The 12,419-nt window shown below is 65.0% G+C and carries 14 protein-coding genes; 8 read left to right on the forward strand and 6 right to left on the reverse strand.

Features of this window, described 5'->3' with window-relative positions; genetic code table 11:
- Nucleotides 1–41 precede the first annotated feature (41 nt).
- The gene (locus KVF90_RS13805; protein ID WP_264392151.1) at nucleotides 42–824 is read right to left on the reverse strand and encodes a TlyA family RNA methyltransferase; all 783 of its coding nucleotides are present in this window, start codon (nucleotides 822–824) and stop codon (nucleotides 42–44) included.
- 35 nt (nucleotides 825–859) lie between these two features.
- On the opposite strand from KVF90_RS13805, the gene KVF90_RS13810 reads away from it, so the two are divergent.
- The gene (locus KVF90_RS13810) at nucleotides 860–1,417 is read left to right on the forward strand and encodes a hypothetical protein (RefSeq protein WP_264392152.1); all 558 of its coding nucleotides are present in this window, start codon (nucleotides 860–862) and stop codon (nucleotides 1,415–1,417) included.
- A gap of 648 nt (nucleotides 1,418–2,065) precedes the next feature.
- On the opposite strand, the gene KVF90_RS13815 is transcribed toward KVF90_RS13810, so the two are convergent.
- Nucleotides 2,066–2,707 (reverse strand): hypothetical protein, encoded by a 642-nt coding sequence (locus KVF90_RS13815; protein WP_264392153.1) that lies wholly within the window; start codon nucleotides 2,705–2,707, stop codon nucleotides 2,066–2,068.
- A gap of 103 nt (nucleotides 2,708–2,810) precedes the next feature.
- Here KVF90_RS13815 and KVF90_RS13820 point away from each other — a divergent pair, with 103 nt between their 5' ends.
- The 5 genes from KVF90_RS13820 to KVF90_RS13840 all read left to right on the forward strand — a co-directional run bounded on the left by KVF90_RS13820 (nucleotide 2,811) and on the right by KVF90_RS13840 (nucleotide 6,652).
- Nucleotides 2,811–3,887: a branched-chain amino acid aminotransferase gene (locus KVF90_RS13820; RefSeq protein ID WP_264392154.1), complete on the forward strand. Its 1,077-nt coding sequence runs from the start codon at nucleotides 2,811–2,813 to the stop codon at nucleotides 3,885–3,887.
- Between the two features lie 71 nt (nucleotides 3,888–3,958).
- Nucleotides 3,959–4,606 carry a hypothetical protein gene (locus tag KVF90_RS13825; RefSeq protein ID WP_264392155.1) on the forward strand — a complete coding sequence of 216 codons (648 nt, stop codon included), beginning with the start codon at nucleotides 3,959–3,961 and terminating at the stop codon, nucleotides 4,604–4,606.
- A complete protein-coding gene (locus KVF90_RS13830) occupies nucleotides 4,603–5,538 on the forward strand; it encodes a rhodanese-related sulfurtransferase (RefSeq protein WP_264392156.1) in 936 nt (311 codons plus the stop codon). The genes KVF90_RS13825 and KVF90_RS13830 overlap by 4 nt, the downstream gene beginning before the upstream one ends.
- 8 nt (nucleotides 5,539–5,546) lie before the next feature.
- The gene (locus KVF90_RS13835) at nucleotides 5,547–6,185 is read left to right on the forward strand and encodes a glutathione S-transferase (RefSeq protein ID WP_264392157.1); all 639 of its coding nucleotides are present in this window, start codon (nucleotides 5,547–5,549) and stop codon (nucleotides 6,183–6,185) included.
- 86 nt (nucleotides 6,186–6,271) lie between these two features.
- Nucleotides 6,272–6,652: an STAS/SEC14 domain-containing protein gene (locus KVF90_RS13840; RefSeq protein ID WP_264392158.1), complete on the forward strand. Its 381-nt coding sequence runs from the start codon at nucleotides 6,272–6,274 to the stop codon at nucleotides 6,650–6,652.
- 29 nt (nucleotides 6,653–6,681) lie between these two features.
- On the opposite strand, the gene KVF90_RS13845 is transcribed toward KVF90_RS13840, so the two are convergent.
- The 4 genes from KVF90_RS13845 to KVF90_RS13865 form a co-directional block, all read right to left on the reverse strand.
- Entirely contained in the window at nucleotides 6,682–7,584 is a 903-nt protein-coding gene (locus tag KVF90_RS13845) for a DUF4189 domain-containing protein (RefSeq protein ID WP_264392159.1), read from the reverse strand.
- Nucleotides 7,585–7,595: 11 nt separating this feature from the next.
- A complete protein-coding gene (locus KVF90_RS13850) occupies nucleotides 7,596–8,576 on the reverse strand; it encodes a DUF4189 domain-containing protein (protein WP_264392160.1) in 981 nt (326 codons plus the stop codon).
- A 246-nt stretch (nucleotides 8,577–8,822) separates the two neighbouring features.
- Entirely contained in the window at nucleotides 8,823–9,815 is a 993-nt protein-coding gene (locus tag KVF90_RS13860) for a DUF4189 domain-containing protein (RefSeq protein WP_264392161.1), read from the reverse strand.
- 78 nt (nucleotides 9,816–9,893) lie between these two features.
- Entirely contained in the window at nucleotides 9,894–10,796 is a 903-nt protein-coding gene (locus tag KVF90_RS13865; RefSeq protein ID WP_264392162.1) for a LysR family transcriptional regulator, read from the reverse strand.
- Between the two features lie 104 nt (nucleotides 10,797–10,900).
- On the opposite strand from KVF90_RS13865, the gene KVF90_RS13870 reads away from it, so the two are divergent.
- Nucleotides 10,901–11,602, forward strand: coding sequence for a pirin family protein (locus tag KVF90_RS13870; protein WP_264392163.1), 702 nt, complete (start codon nucleotides 10,901–10,903; stop codon nucleotides 11,600–11,602).
- A gap of 217 nt (nucleotides 11,603–11,819) precedes the next feature.
- Nucleotides 11,820–12,416, forward strand: a complete 597-nt coding sequence (locus KVF90_RS13875) for an FMN-dependent NADH-azoreductase (RefSeq protein WP_264392164.1) — start codon at nucleotides 11,820–11,822, stop codon at nucleotides 12,414–12,416.
- Nucleotides 12,417–12,419 lie beyond the last annotated feature (3 nt).

Genomic DNA, 12,419 nt, shown 5'->3' on the forward strand with positions numbered 1-12,419 from the left:
GACGGCAGCCAGCGCAATGATCATAAGGCGCTTGTTCTTCATCACGAATCTTCCCCCAATGCGTTGCGGCAGGCGCTGATCAGGAATTCGACATTGCCCTGCGGCCCGGTGATCGGGCTGGTCGCAATCCCCTGTATATCCCAGCCGAGCCCTTCGAGCCACAACCGAACCTCATCGCAAACCCGTGCGTGCAGCGCGGGGTCGCGCACCACCCCGCCTTTGCCCACTTCCTCGCGCCCGACTTCGAACTGCGGCTTGATCAGCGCGACAAGGCGGCATTGCGGCGCCGCCAGTTGCAGCGGCACATCGAGCACCTTGGCAAGGCTGATGAAGCTCGCATCGCACACCACCCAGTTGCAATCGCGGGTGATGTGATCGCGGGTCAGCAGCCGTGCGGAGAGTTGCTCGAGCACGGTGACGCGCGAGTCTTCGCGCAACTTCCACGCCAGCTGGTTCGTCCCGCTGTCGACGCAGAACACGTGATCCGCCCCGTGGGTCAGCAGCACATCGGTAAAGCCCCCGGTCGACGATCCGATATCCATCGCCACCGCGCCCGCCGGGTCGAGCCCGAAGTGCTCGATGGCGTGGGCCAGTTTGACCCCGCCGCGGCTCACCCAGGGATGATCGCGCCCGCGCACATCGAGCGCGGCGTCCTCGGGCAGCTGGTGGCCGGGCTTGTCGATCTTGGTCTCGCCCGCGAACACCAGCCCCGCCATCACCAGTGCCTGTGCGCGGGCGCGGCTTTCGGCGAGGCCGCGCTCGACCAGCAGTTGATCGACGCGGCGTTTGCCGGGCTTGAGTGTGGGAGGCGGGCGTTCAGGCATAGACAAGACGAGGCTCTAGCGCGCAATGTGCGGCCATGAAAGCTGCTCTCCTGTTCGTTGTGGCATCACTGGCGCTCGCGTCCTGCGCGCCTGCCGCCAAGGCCCCGCCTGCCACAACCGCCCGCGCGCCCGCGCCGCGTGTGCCGATGATCGAGGCCGTGCCGCCGCCCCGCCCTCTGCCGGTGATGCCGCTCGTGACCGGTTGGATGGATCAGCCTGCCACGCCCGGAACGTGGGAATATCGGCGCGGCCCCCTTGGCACGATAGCGACCTTCGCCGCCGATCGGCCCTATGGCGTGGTGCTGGTATGCCCGGCGGACGCACCCGGGCTTGTGCTGTTCGGCGTGTCGATCAGCGGGCCGGGCGAGCGCGGCGTCCACATCCGCACCGAAACCGCCGACCGGCCGCTGCGAACCCGCCCGGGAACCGACACCGGCGCGCGTATGGCAATGGTCGAAATCGCGGCGAACGACCCGCTGCTTGACGCGATGGCGCTGAGCAAAGGGCGCTTCGCGGTGGAAGTGGATGGCTATGCGCCGCTCTACCTCCCCAGCCACGCCGAAGTGAGCCGGGTGATCGAGGATTGCCGCTAACCCTCGTCATTGCGAGCATAGCGAAGCAATCCATGACCTGAAGATGCCGCATTGATTGATCCCCGGTCCATGGATTGCCGCGTCGCCTTCGGCTCCTCGCAATGACGAAGGGGGAAACGATTCTCCCGCGCTTATCCACAGGCTTGCCCCCAGCCTGTCCACAATCCGCGCCGAAATGAAAAACGCCCGAGGTCTCCCTCAGGCGCAACGTGCCGCGCGGCTTGCGGCGAGGGGAGATTATGACGCGGGAAAAGAAATATACAAGACTTGTAGAAGGCGCCGCGATGAATCACATTGTGTCTTGAGACCAGCGGCGCACGCGTCTCGGCCCCCGGTGAAATGGCGGGTCTGCTCACAAGCTTGAAAGGAGGTGATCCGATGTCTCATGGTTCAGTAGCGAGGTCGGTGAAGATCCCTACGGAGCATACTCGGTAATCCTCTTGCCAAGTAAGGCTCTGTGAGCGGCGCTTCCGGCCGCTGACCATGTTAAGGGCAGTTCCCCGACGGGCGGAACTGCCCTTTTCATTTGCGCTTCTGTGTTGCGAAGGCGCCTCCGCGCTATTTCCTTCGCTTCGCTTCGGAGCGCCTGCGGCTCGCGCGCGTACCCTCGCGGGCCTTTGGCTCGGTTGGTTTGGCTGCTTTCGCGGATCAGGGATAGTTAATCCACAGGTCGAACACCTTCACGTCGAGCGCTCGCAGCGACGGGGTATCGGAGCGCACCGAGCGGTCTCCCACCAGTTCCGTCGGCAACATCTCAGCCTCATCCTCCATGCCACCGATCATCGCGCCGAGGCTGCACCCGCCCTCGATATCGCCCAGCGCGCCGCCGTTCCAGTCGGACACCTGCCCGCCGTAATCCCAGCCGAAGCCATAGAATTCGAACGGACCACCATTGAGCCGCTCGAGCTCGGCACGTGTGGTCCCGTGCCCAACTCCGGCGATGTTCCAGTCAGGCCGCTCCCCGGCGACACGCAGCGAGGTCACCTCACCGATGCCATCCTTGGCGAAGGATAGCTCGAGCCGCCTGCCCGGATCGTCCGGCCACAGCACCACGCCGTCGAACATCTCGCCCTCGCCGCCCATCAACTCCTCACGCCGTGCGTCCTTGTCCAGCCGCTCCAGGATCGTTTGCGCGGTGTCTCCAGGGCGGACAGGGTAAGTGCAGGTGATGGCGTTCGCAGAAATCTCCGCTGTGCCCTCCTGCGTGCCATCCCCTTTGCTAGGCTGTTCGGCCGTGCACCCCGCCGCCAGCGCGAGAGTGGCAACGATACTGACGTGTTTTGCCGACAATGCGCTACTCCCTGTTGGGCATCTAGATTTATCCGCCCGCATCATTAACGCAATGGAGCGGTCTAATCTTGCTCTCTCCACCGCGCAGGATTAGGCGCATTCCATGCACTTCACCCGTCTGCCCCACCCCTCGCCCACGCCTGATGCCACCCGCGATGCGCTGATCGCCGATCCGGGCTTCGGCACCGTGTTCACCGATCACATGGTGGTGATCGACTATGACGAGGCGCTGGGCGGCTGGCAGACCCCGACCATTGGCCCGCGCCAGCCCATCCCGCTCGATCCGGCGGCGAGCGTGCTGCATTACGCGCAGGAAATCTTCGAGGGGCTGAAGGCCTATCGCCACCCTGACGGCGCACTCGGGCTGTTCCGCCCTGAAGCCAACGCCGCGCGCTTCAATGCCTCGGCAGAGCGCCTCGCCATGCCCGCGCTTCCGCCCGAACTGTTCCTCGGCGCGATCCGCGCGCTGCTGGATGTGGACGGTAACTGGTATCCGGCGGTCGAGGGCGGATCGCTGTACCTGCGCCCCTTCATGATCGCGACCGAGGCCTTCCTCGGCGTGCGTCCGGCCAAGAAATACAAGTTCATCGTCATCGCCTCGCCCGCCGGCAACTACTTCAAGTCCGGCGCCAAGGCGGTGAGCATCTGGATTTCCGAATATACCCGCGCAGCCCCAGGCGGCACCGGCGCGGCCAAATGTGGCGGCAACTATGCCGCCAGCCTCGTGCCAACCGGCCAGGCCTTTGCCAAGGGCCATGACCAGGTGCTGTTCCTCGACGCAGCCGAACACAAGTGGGTCGAGGAGCTGGGCGGGATGAACCTGTTCTTCGTCTTCGCCGACGGCACCGTCATCACCCCGCCGCTGACCGGCACGATCCTGCCCGGCATCACCCGCAACAGCCTGATCGCATTACTGACCGAGCAGGGGCTGAAGGTCTCCGAAGCCGCCTATTCCATCGACCAATGGCGCGAGGACGCGGCGAGCGGCCGCCTCGTCGAGGTCATGGCCTGCGGCACCGCGGCGGTCGTCACCGCAGTCGGCAAGGTCGCAGGGCCGGATGGCGAGTTCACCATTGGCGCAGGCGGCATCGGCCAGACCACAGCCAAACTGCGCGAGACGCTGGTAGGCATCCAGACGGGCCGGATCGCGGATACCCATGGCTGGGTGATGCGGGTTTGAGAATTTTTGCCGTCACGCTGGCTTTGGTTGCAGCACTCCCGGCGCAGGCGGAAAGCAGGCGCGGGTTTGACTTGCATCAGACCGTTCTAGCCGAAGCCTTCGATCCGGAACGTTTCTTCGATGGCAGATATGTCGAAGCACCGATTTTGACGATCCGATATCTCGGTGATGACTACGACTTTCCGGTCTATGCGATCGCTCTGTACAAAGGTTGCCACGACGCGGATGCCGAGGGTGACCGATCGTGCCGTGACCGTCTGCAGGCACGGATGATCCGCGCCCCCTATGACGGAGAGCCTGAACGCCCGCGCTGGCGCGGCACCCGTCTGCTGGAAGACCTCCACACCCGCGGCGTTTCGTCACGCAAGGAACTGCTTAAAGCGCTCGATGATGGCGCGGTGGAGTGGCTGGAAGCCGATCTTGCTACATGCCCCGCCGCCTTGAACCATGCGCGCAGCACCGACGAATTGCGCTGGTTTGGCGAGCCGCTGATCCAAGAACCGTCCGATGAGATTGCGATCATCATGCACTTTGACACCATCGATGTGCGCTTCCGCCCGAATTATTTTACCGATTTTCGCTATCAGGGTCATGTCGGTGACGGCCTGCCCAGCGGCTGGGCTGACGCCTTTGCGAAGTCACTCGAGAGTTGCTGGAAGCCAGCCACGGCAACCCGGCCATGGCGCCGTGCAGTAGCCAAACCCACCGGCGACAAATGACGAAATCCATTCAGGTCGCCGCGCTCTACAAGTTTACGCCCTTCCCCGATCCCGAGGCTCTGCGCGCGCCGCTGCTGGTCGCGTGCGAGGCGCATGGGATCAAGGGCACGCTGCTGCTCGCGCGCGAGGGGATCAATGGCACCATTGCGGGCACCGACAATGCGCTGGCGTCGGTGCTCGGCCACATCCGCGCACTGCCCGGTTGCGCCGATCTCGACGTGAAGTTCTCCGCCGCCCCCGAAATGCCGTTCCACCGCATGAAGGTGCGGGTGAAGCGCGAGATCGTCACCATGGGCGAGCCTGATATCGACCCCACGCTCGCCGTCGGCCACTATGTCGACCCGAACGACTGGAACGCCCTCATCGCGGACCCGGACACGCTCGTGATCGACACCCGCAATGATTACGAAGTTGCGGTCGGGACCTTTGCCAGAGCAGTTGATCCGGCAACGCCGAGCTTCCGGGACTTTCCCGCCTGGTTCCGCGCCCACCGCGAGGAACTGCTCGACGGCAAGAAGCGCGTCGCGATGTTCTGCACCGGCGGCATCCGCTGCGAGAAATCCACCAGCTTCCTGCGGGCGGAAGGGGTGGAGGAGGTCTACCACCTCAAGGGCGGGATCCTCAAATACCTCGAGCAAGTGCCCGAAGATGAAAGCCTGTGGCAGGGCGAATGCTTCGTGTTCGATGAGCGGGTGAGCGTCGGCCACGGGCTTGTGCAAGGCACCTTCCAGCTGTGCCGCGCCTGCCGCCGCCCGCTTGACGAGGTCGCACTCGCTCACCCCGATTACGAGGATGGTGTGAGCTGCCCCGCCTGCATCCACGAACGCACGCCCGAACAGCGCGCCGGTTACGCCGAACGCCAGCGGCAGGAGGCACTCGCCAAGGCGCGCGGCGAAATGCACGTCGGCGCAGTGCGCCCGCCGAAGGAATGAGTAGGCGCATGGAGTTCGGGCCCATCCTCTATTCCTTCCGCCGCTGCCCCTATGCGATACGGGCGCGCATGGCGCTGTGGGCGGCGGGGATCACCGTCGAGCTGCGTGAGGTGAAGCTTGCCGCCAAGCCGCCAGCGCTGATCGCAGCCTCAGCCAAGGCGACTGTCCCGGTGCTGGTGCTGGCGGATGGGACGGTGATTGACAAGAGCCTCGATATCATGCGCTGGGCGCTCACGCAGAATGATCCTGAAGGCTGGCTCCACGGCGAAGATGCAGCGCTGATCGCGGCCAATGACAGGCCGTTCAAACATCACCTCGACCGCGCGAAATATCCGGGGCGCTACGCTGACGACGATGGCAGCGATCACCGCGCCGCCGCGCTGGCATTGCTGATACCGCTGGAGGAGCAGTTGACCGCTGCGCCGTGGTTGTGCGGACCAACCCGCGCCTTCACCGACATTGCCCTGTTCCCCTTCATCCGCCAGTTTGCCGCAATCGATCCCGCATGGTTCGCCGCCCAACACCTTCCGCATCTGCAAGCCTGGCTGGATCTGCACCTCGCCTCCCCGCTTTTCGCCGCCGTCATGCAGAAATACGCGCCGTGGCGGGATGGCGATCCGCCGCTGTGCTTCGGGCGCTTGCCTTGATCAGCGGCAGACGGGCGAAATGCCTACCGCTACGTAAAGCGTGACGCGAAACACTCGCTTAACCCCGTTACGCGACACTCGCGCGCATGAGCGTGATGACCCCCACCCATACCATCACCAGCGATGCGAGCCGCGCCGAAGTGCAGTTCGCCATCGGCGGCTATTGGGATGCGGAAGGGATGAAGCGCTTCCTGTTCGAACTCGGCGAGGCGGCCAAGCCGTTCATGAAGGCGGGAACGCCGTTCGATGTGCTGGGCGACTTCAAGGACTTCATGCCGCAGGACCGCGCCACCGCCGATGCGATCCGCGATTCCATTGAGGCAGGCACGCGCAACGGGCTGCGGCGCTTCGCCGTGCTGAACGCCGCGCCGCTGGTGCGGATGCAATACCGCCGCATCGCCCAAGCCGCCGAGGTCGAGTATTTCGAGACCAAGGTCGAAGCGCTCGACTGGCTGCGGCGGGCCTGAAGCACTCTCCGGCCTAGGGCCCATGCCTGCTATTGGGTCGGCAGGGGCACCCCCGCGACGGTGTAGAGGTCGTACATCTGCACCTTCTCCACCTGCGGATCGAGGATATCGATCAGCTCGCACTGATCGGCGGTGGCCCTGCATTTCTCCACGATATCGCCGATGACCAGTTCCGACGTGCGATTGACCGTGAACCCGCCGTTCTTGCCCGTCTTTTCGACGTAGATGGCAATCCGCGTATCGCCGCTTGCGGTAAAGAAGCGGCATTGCGCTTCACCGAGCGCTGCGATGCAGGGCTCCATCGCCTTGGCGATCGCCTCTTTCCAGCTCGCCTGCCCGGTTGCGAACCAGATGCGCTGGTCTGCTTCCTTCGCAGTATCCTTGTCGAGATTCGCCCAGCCACCCGCCAGCGCAGCATAGCCGCGCCTCCGGTAATCGGCCGGCTCGTAAACGCCCCTGTCGGGCAACACGAAGGTGCGGCCGAACGTGCAGTTGCGGCCAAAGCTCTCACGACAATTCTCATCGAGTTTGGCCTGCGCCTCTTCCGGCGTAGCACCGACCGAGAAATAGAAATCGGCTGTCGGCCCGTATCCGATTGCAAGCGCCGGTGCATTCAAGGCGCCCACCGGTTCGCAGCCTTCGCCCACCATGGATCGGCAAGTCCCCATAGCTTCATGGAGCGGTTCTTGCTGGTCCTTGCCTCCGGTCGCGATCCAGATGCCGAGATAGTCCGGATTATGCACGATAGCGCCAAATCCGTGCCCTGTGCCATCACCCGGCTGCGCGTAAAGTTGCACCGTGGGCAGCGTATTGCCGGAATCAGACGCCGCGTCCCCCTGTGCGCTCGACTGTGCGGCCGCCGGGTGAGCAGCGCCTGACAAGGCCAGCACGAGTGCGGTTTGCCACAGAGCCTTGCGGAACCGCATTGTCATCGCATCATCCTCTACTTCTTGGGAGCAGCGGGCAACGGCGCCTCGAAGTCGAGGACAAACAGGCCGCGGCTCCGCACGTCATAATTGCCCTGCAAAAAGCACTTTTCCTTCAACTCCTTGCACAACGCCTGCGCCGCCTGTTCCGCCCGTTTGGCAGAAACTTCCGAGATGGCACGGTTGATCAGCTCGCCCGTGGCCGCGGCTTGCGACCTGAACGCCTGAACGTACCCGCTGGTAAAGCTCATCTGCACGCCACAATCCCCCGTCGGCGAATTGCGCGTGCACAGGTCCAGCGCGGCGCTTGCGGCATCGTCAGGATTTGCGTGGCCTGTCGCAAGGAACATCCGCCGATCGCCATTACTGCGAGGCCATGCCATTGCGCCAAAGACCCTGCGCGCGAGGACGAGATTCTTGGGGCGGCGGGTGCCGCTCTTGCTGCCATGGGTGCCGATAACTTCGCACGGCAACAGGTTGTTCGGATTGCACCTGCGCAAGGCTTTGCGTTTCGCGCTGCCTCCGTCCGGCCCGTCGTCGATCCACAGCGCCGAATCCCATCCCCGGGCAACCGCGATCGCTCCATTTTCTGCGCCGAAGGCGTACGTGCATCCCCCGCCCGTATCCTGATTGCACAGAGCCACTGCGGCATCGGCAGCAGCATTGCGCGACAGATACCCGCCCACGGCCCAGAAGTCGTCATAGTCGGGGTGCCAGGCGACGGCATTGAACCGGCTGGGCAGCAAGGCCGGCGCGCCGCCCTGACCGCCGCGGCACATCGGGACCCCTTGAACACCCTGCCCCACCACGACTTCGCCCGGTCCCGGTCCGGCAGGACAAGGCCAAGCCTCCAATTGCGCCCAAGCCGTGGTGTCAGGCGTGATCGGAACGCCAGCGAGAAGGGCAGCGCTTGCCAGCCACGCCAAAGCGAAACCGGGCCGCATCAGCCCTCGTCGGACCAAACGCGCGGCAGCTTCCAGAAAAAGTCGTATACTCATGCCTAGCACCGTCGTCCGCTAACGCGGATCAAAGCAACGCGTTGCGGTGCACTAGTACAAAGATGATCCGCGCCTTTATCGGGTGGGGCACCGCGCCAATCCCTCGCGGAACGCATCGACCAGCCAGCTGGCCGCCGGGCCTAGCCGCGTGTCGCGCCGCCACAGCGCGTTGAGGCGATCGTCGGCGCCTGGCTCTTCCGGAAGAAGCCGCCGCCACCCGCATCAGCGTCTTCATCGCCGAGTTCATCATTTCCTGGGCTCCCCGGTCGCGGCAGAACCATAGTCGTGCACGAACAGACCGGGCGTCCGCACGTCATAGCTGCCGCGCAGAAGGCACTTGGACTTTTCCTTCCGGCAAATCTGCTGCGCGGCCTGCGCAGCCCGCTTCGCGGACCTTTCAGGCACGAGCCTGTCGATCATATCGCCGTTTGCGGCCTGCGCATGAAACACCTGAATGAAACCGTTGCCGGTATGCATGGCGACTGTGCAGCTAACCTGCGGTTTGCTGCGCTCGCATGCATCTATCGCGGCCTGTTCGGCTGCCGCGACCGAAGGGTGGCCGGTCGCGACAAACAACCGCCGATCGTATCCATCACCGTCGATCCATGCCGCCGCGCCGTAAATCCTGCGCGCCTGCACGAGATCCCTTGGGCGGCGAGCGCCGCTCTTGCTGCCGTGGGTTCCAATGATTTCACACGGCAGCACGCTGTTCGCATTGCAATCATTCAGGACAATGCGCTTGGCACTGGCGTCGCTCTCCGCCTGACCAATATAAACATTGCCATCCGCCCGCCGGGCAAGCGCCACTGCGCCATTTTCCGTCCAGGCGGCCAGCGTGCATCCCCCGCCTGTATCCTGATTGCACAGAGCCACCGCATCAACTGCCGCGGCGCTGCGGCTGGGACGGCCGCCGACGGCCCAGTAATCTTCATAGTCCTGATGCCATGCGACCGCGTTGAAGCGGCTCGGCAGCACGGCCGGCGCTGGGCCGCTGCCGGGATTGCCATTGGTGGTGGTCCGGCACATCGGCACCCCGCCGGGACCGGGCCCGATCCCCACCTGCCCCGGTCCCGGGCCAGAAGGACAGGGGAAGGATTCGTACTGCGCCAGCGCGGTGGTGTCGGGCAGGATCGGGACGGCAGCGAAAACGGCGGCGAAGGCGATCCACAGCAACACCATGCCCGGTCGCAGGCTTGCGCGCCGCAAGCGATGTGCGGCCGTATCGAAGACAAGGTTCATGACCTGCACAATCAACCGGTCGCACGGCGCGCGGCAACGCGGTTCAGCGTACCGGTACAGGTGCAGCCGGAGCCCCCTTTATGTCGGGCACCGCGCCAATCCCTCGCGGAACGCATCGACCAGCCAGCTGGCCGCCGGGCCCAGCCGTGTGTCACGCCGCCACAGCGCGTTGAGGCGATAATCGGCGCCCGGCTTTTCCGGCAGGTCCAGCTCGACCAGCGCCCCGCTCGCAATGTCGCCCGCCACCATGCCGCGCGGCATGTTGCCCCAGCCCAGCCCTTCCTTGAGCAGCGAATGCTTGGCGCTCAGGTCGCCAAGCCGCCAGGTGAGCGGGGACAGAACCGAGAATTCCAGCCCCTCGGTCAGCGGCGACCGGTCGGTCAGCACCAGTTGCAGATGGCGGCGGCTTTCCCCCGGCGCGATGTCCGGCTGGGCCAGCGGGTGCGAGGGCGCGGCGACCGGGATCAGGTCGATCTCGCCCACCGCCTGGCGTTCCAGCGCGGCATTATCGCCGATTACCGGGCCGCCGATGGCAAGGTCCGATCCGCCATTGATGACGCAGGCCGCAACCGCACCCAGCCCTTCGATCCGCAAGGTCAGCGCACAGGTGGGGAACATTCGCCGGAATTCGCCGAGCACATGCGCGGTCACATCGCCCGGCACCATCACGTCGACCACCAGCGTCAGCGACGGCTCCTGCCCGGCGTGGAGCGAGCGCGCTTTCGCCAGCAGCGCATCGACCCCGTCGGCAATCCCGCGCGCCTCGGCCAGCAGGCCCTCGCCCGCGTCGGTCAGCACCGGGCGGCGTGATCCTTCACGCGCGAACAGGCTGAGGCCGAGCTGCGCCTCCAGCTGGGCGATGCCGTAGGATACGGCGGAGACCGCGCGGCCCATCGCCTTGGCCGCCCCGCCAAAGCTGCCGTGTTCAGCCACGGCGATGAAGATGCGCAGCTGATCGAGACTGGGTTCACCGAGTTTCATGCCAAGCATGTTCAGATAATCCGAACATCTTGGCAAGTTTTATCGCACTTATCCGTTCGATCCACGTGGCCTATCTCCGCCTCAACGAAGACAGGAGACACGCCATGATTGAACTGCGTCCCTTCAACACACTTGGTTCCGCGAACCACGGCTGGCTCGATGCGCATCACCATTTCTCCTTTGCCAATTACCATGATCCGGCCCGCGTCCACTGGGGCGCTTTGCGGGTCTGGAATGATGACGCCATTGCTGCGGGCACGGGCTTTCCCACCCACCCGCATAGCGACATGGAGATCATCACCTATGTCCGCGCCGGTGCGATCACCCACCGTGACAGCATGGGCAATGAAGGCCGCACCGAAGCGGGCGACGTGCAGGTAATGAGCGCGGGCAGCGGCGTGCGTCACTCGGAGTATAACCTCGAAGGCGAGGAAACCCGGATCTTCCAGATCTGGATCATCCCCGACGCGCGCGGCGGCGAACCCAGCTGGGGCGCACGCCAGTTCCCCAAGGACGACCGCAACGGCGCCTTCATCCCGCTCGCCAGCGGCGCGGCGAATGATGACGACGCGCTGCTGATCCGCGCCGATGCCCGTGTGCTGGGCGCAACAATCAAGGCGGGGACAAGCGTGACCTACACGCCTCGCAGCGCCGATCGTCACCTCTACCTCGTCCCCGCCACCGGCAAGGTGCGGATCGGCGATGTCGAAGCGCTCGCCCGCGACGGCGTGGCAATCACCGCGCTCGACAGCGTCACCATCACCGCGCTCGAAGACAGCGAGGTCGTGCTGGTCGACGCGGCGTAGCCATGTAGGCCCCCTCCTCTTCAGAGGAGGGGGTTGGGGGTGGTGGCGAGCGGAGCGAGCGAAGCAACCCACCACCCCGCTGCGACTAGCCAGCAAGCTGGCAAGTCTCGCGCCCCTCCTCTGAAGAGGAGGGGGAAGCTTACCCCCGGAGCCGGCCTCCCCCCATCTCCCCCGCCGGCCGGCTCCACCCCCTCTCCTGAAGTGAAGGAACCCCACCATGAGCAACATTCTCTACGTCACCGCCAGCATCCGTTCGGACACCGATTCGATCTCGCGCGGGCTGGGTCAGCGGATTGTCGATGGCCTCGCCGCGAAGTCCGACGCCAGCGTCACCACCCGCGATCTCGCCGCCAACGACCTGCCCTATGTCAGCGCGGAACGCTTCGGCGCGAACCTTACTGCGGCAGCCGACCGCACGCCGGAACAGGCGCAGCTGGCCGCGATTGCCGACACGCTGATCGCTGAATTGCAGGCCGCCGAAACCATCGTCATCGCCTCGCCGATCTACAATTTCGGTGCGCCTGCCACGCTGAAAGCCTGGGCCGATCTGGTCGCCCGCGCCGGGACGACGTTCCACTACACCGCCAACGGCCCCGAAGGCCTGCTGAAGGGCAAGAAGGCCTATCTCGCCATCGCCAGCGGCGGGACGCCGGTGGGTAGCGATGTCGACTTCATGAGCCGCTGGCTGACCTTCTTCCTCGGCTTCCTCGGGATCACCGATGTCGAGATTGTCGCGGCGGACGGGATCATGGGGCTGGACGGCGAAGCGAAGATCGCTGCCGCACAGGAAGCCGCGCTCAAGATTGCGGCGTGATTG

The sequence above is a fragment of the Porphyrobacter sp. ULC335 genome (assembly GCF_025917005.1).
Taxonomy (GTDB): domain Bacteria; phylum Pseudomonadota; class Alphaproteobacteria; order Sphingomonadales; family Sphingomonadaceae; genus Erythrobacter.

What these genes read in the sequence shown, in the direction of transcription:
- KVF90_RS13805 (WP_264392151.1), bottom strand. Translation starts at nt 824, where the DNA reads ATGCCTGAACGCCCGCCTCCCACACTCAAGCCCGGCAAACGCCGCGTC.
- KVF90_RS13810 (WP_264392152.1), top strand. Translation starts at nt 860, where the DNA reads ATGAAAGCTGCTCTCCTGTTCGTTGTGGCATCACTGGCGCTCGCGTCC.
- KVF90_RS13820 (WP_264392154.1), top strand. Translation starts at nt 2,811, where the DNA reads ATGCACTTCACCCGTCTGCCCCACCCCTCGCCCACGCCTGATGCCACC.
- KVF90_RS13830 (WP_264392156.1), top strand. Translation starts at nt 4,603, where the DNA reads ATGACGAAATCCATTCAGGTCGCCGCGCTCTACAAGTTTACGCCCTTC.
- KVF90_RS13835 (WP_264392157.1), top strand. Translation starts at nt 5,547, where the DNA reads ATGGAGTTCGGGCCCATCCTCTATTCCTTCCGCCGCTGCCCCTATGCG.
- KVF90_RS13840 (WP_264392158.1), top strand. Translation starts at nt 6,272, where the DNA reads ATGAGCGTGATGACCCCCACCCATACCATCACCAGCGATGCGAGCCGC.
- KVF90_RS13845 (WP_264392159.1), bottom strand. Translation starts at nt 7,584, where the DNA reads ATGACAATGCGGTTCCGCAAGGCTCTGTGGCAAACCGCACTCGTGCTG.
- KVF90_RS13850 (WP_264392160.1), bottom strand. Translation starts at nt 8,576, where the DNA reads ATGAGTATACGACTTTTTCTGGAAGCTGCCGCGCGTTTGGTCCGACGA.
- KVF90_RS13860 (WP_264392161.1), bottom strand. Translation starts at nt 9,815, where the DNA reads ATGAACCTTGTCTTCGATACGGCCGCACATCGCTTGCGGCGCGCAAGC.
- KVF90_RS13865 (WP_264392162.1), bottom strand. Translation starts at nt 10,796, where the DNA reads ATGAAACTCGGTGAACCCAGTCTCGATCAGCTGCGCATCTTCATCGCC.
- KVF90_RS13870 (WP_264392163.1), top strand. Translation starts at nt 10,901, where the DNA reads ATGATTGAACTGCGTCCCTTCAACACACTTGGTTCCGCGAACCACGGC.
- KVF90_RS13875 (WP_264392164.1), top strand. Translation starts at nt 11,820, where the DNA reads ATGAGCAACATTCTCTACGTCACCGCCAGCATCCGTTCGGACACCGAT.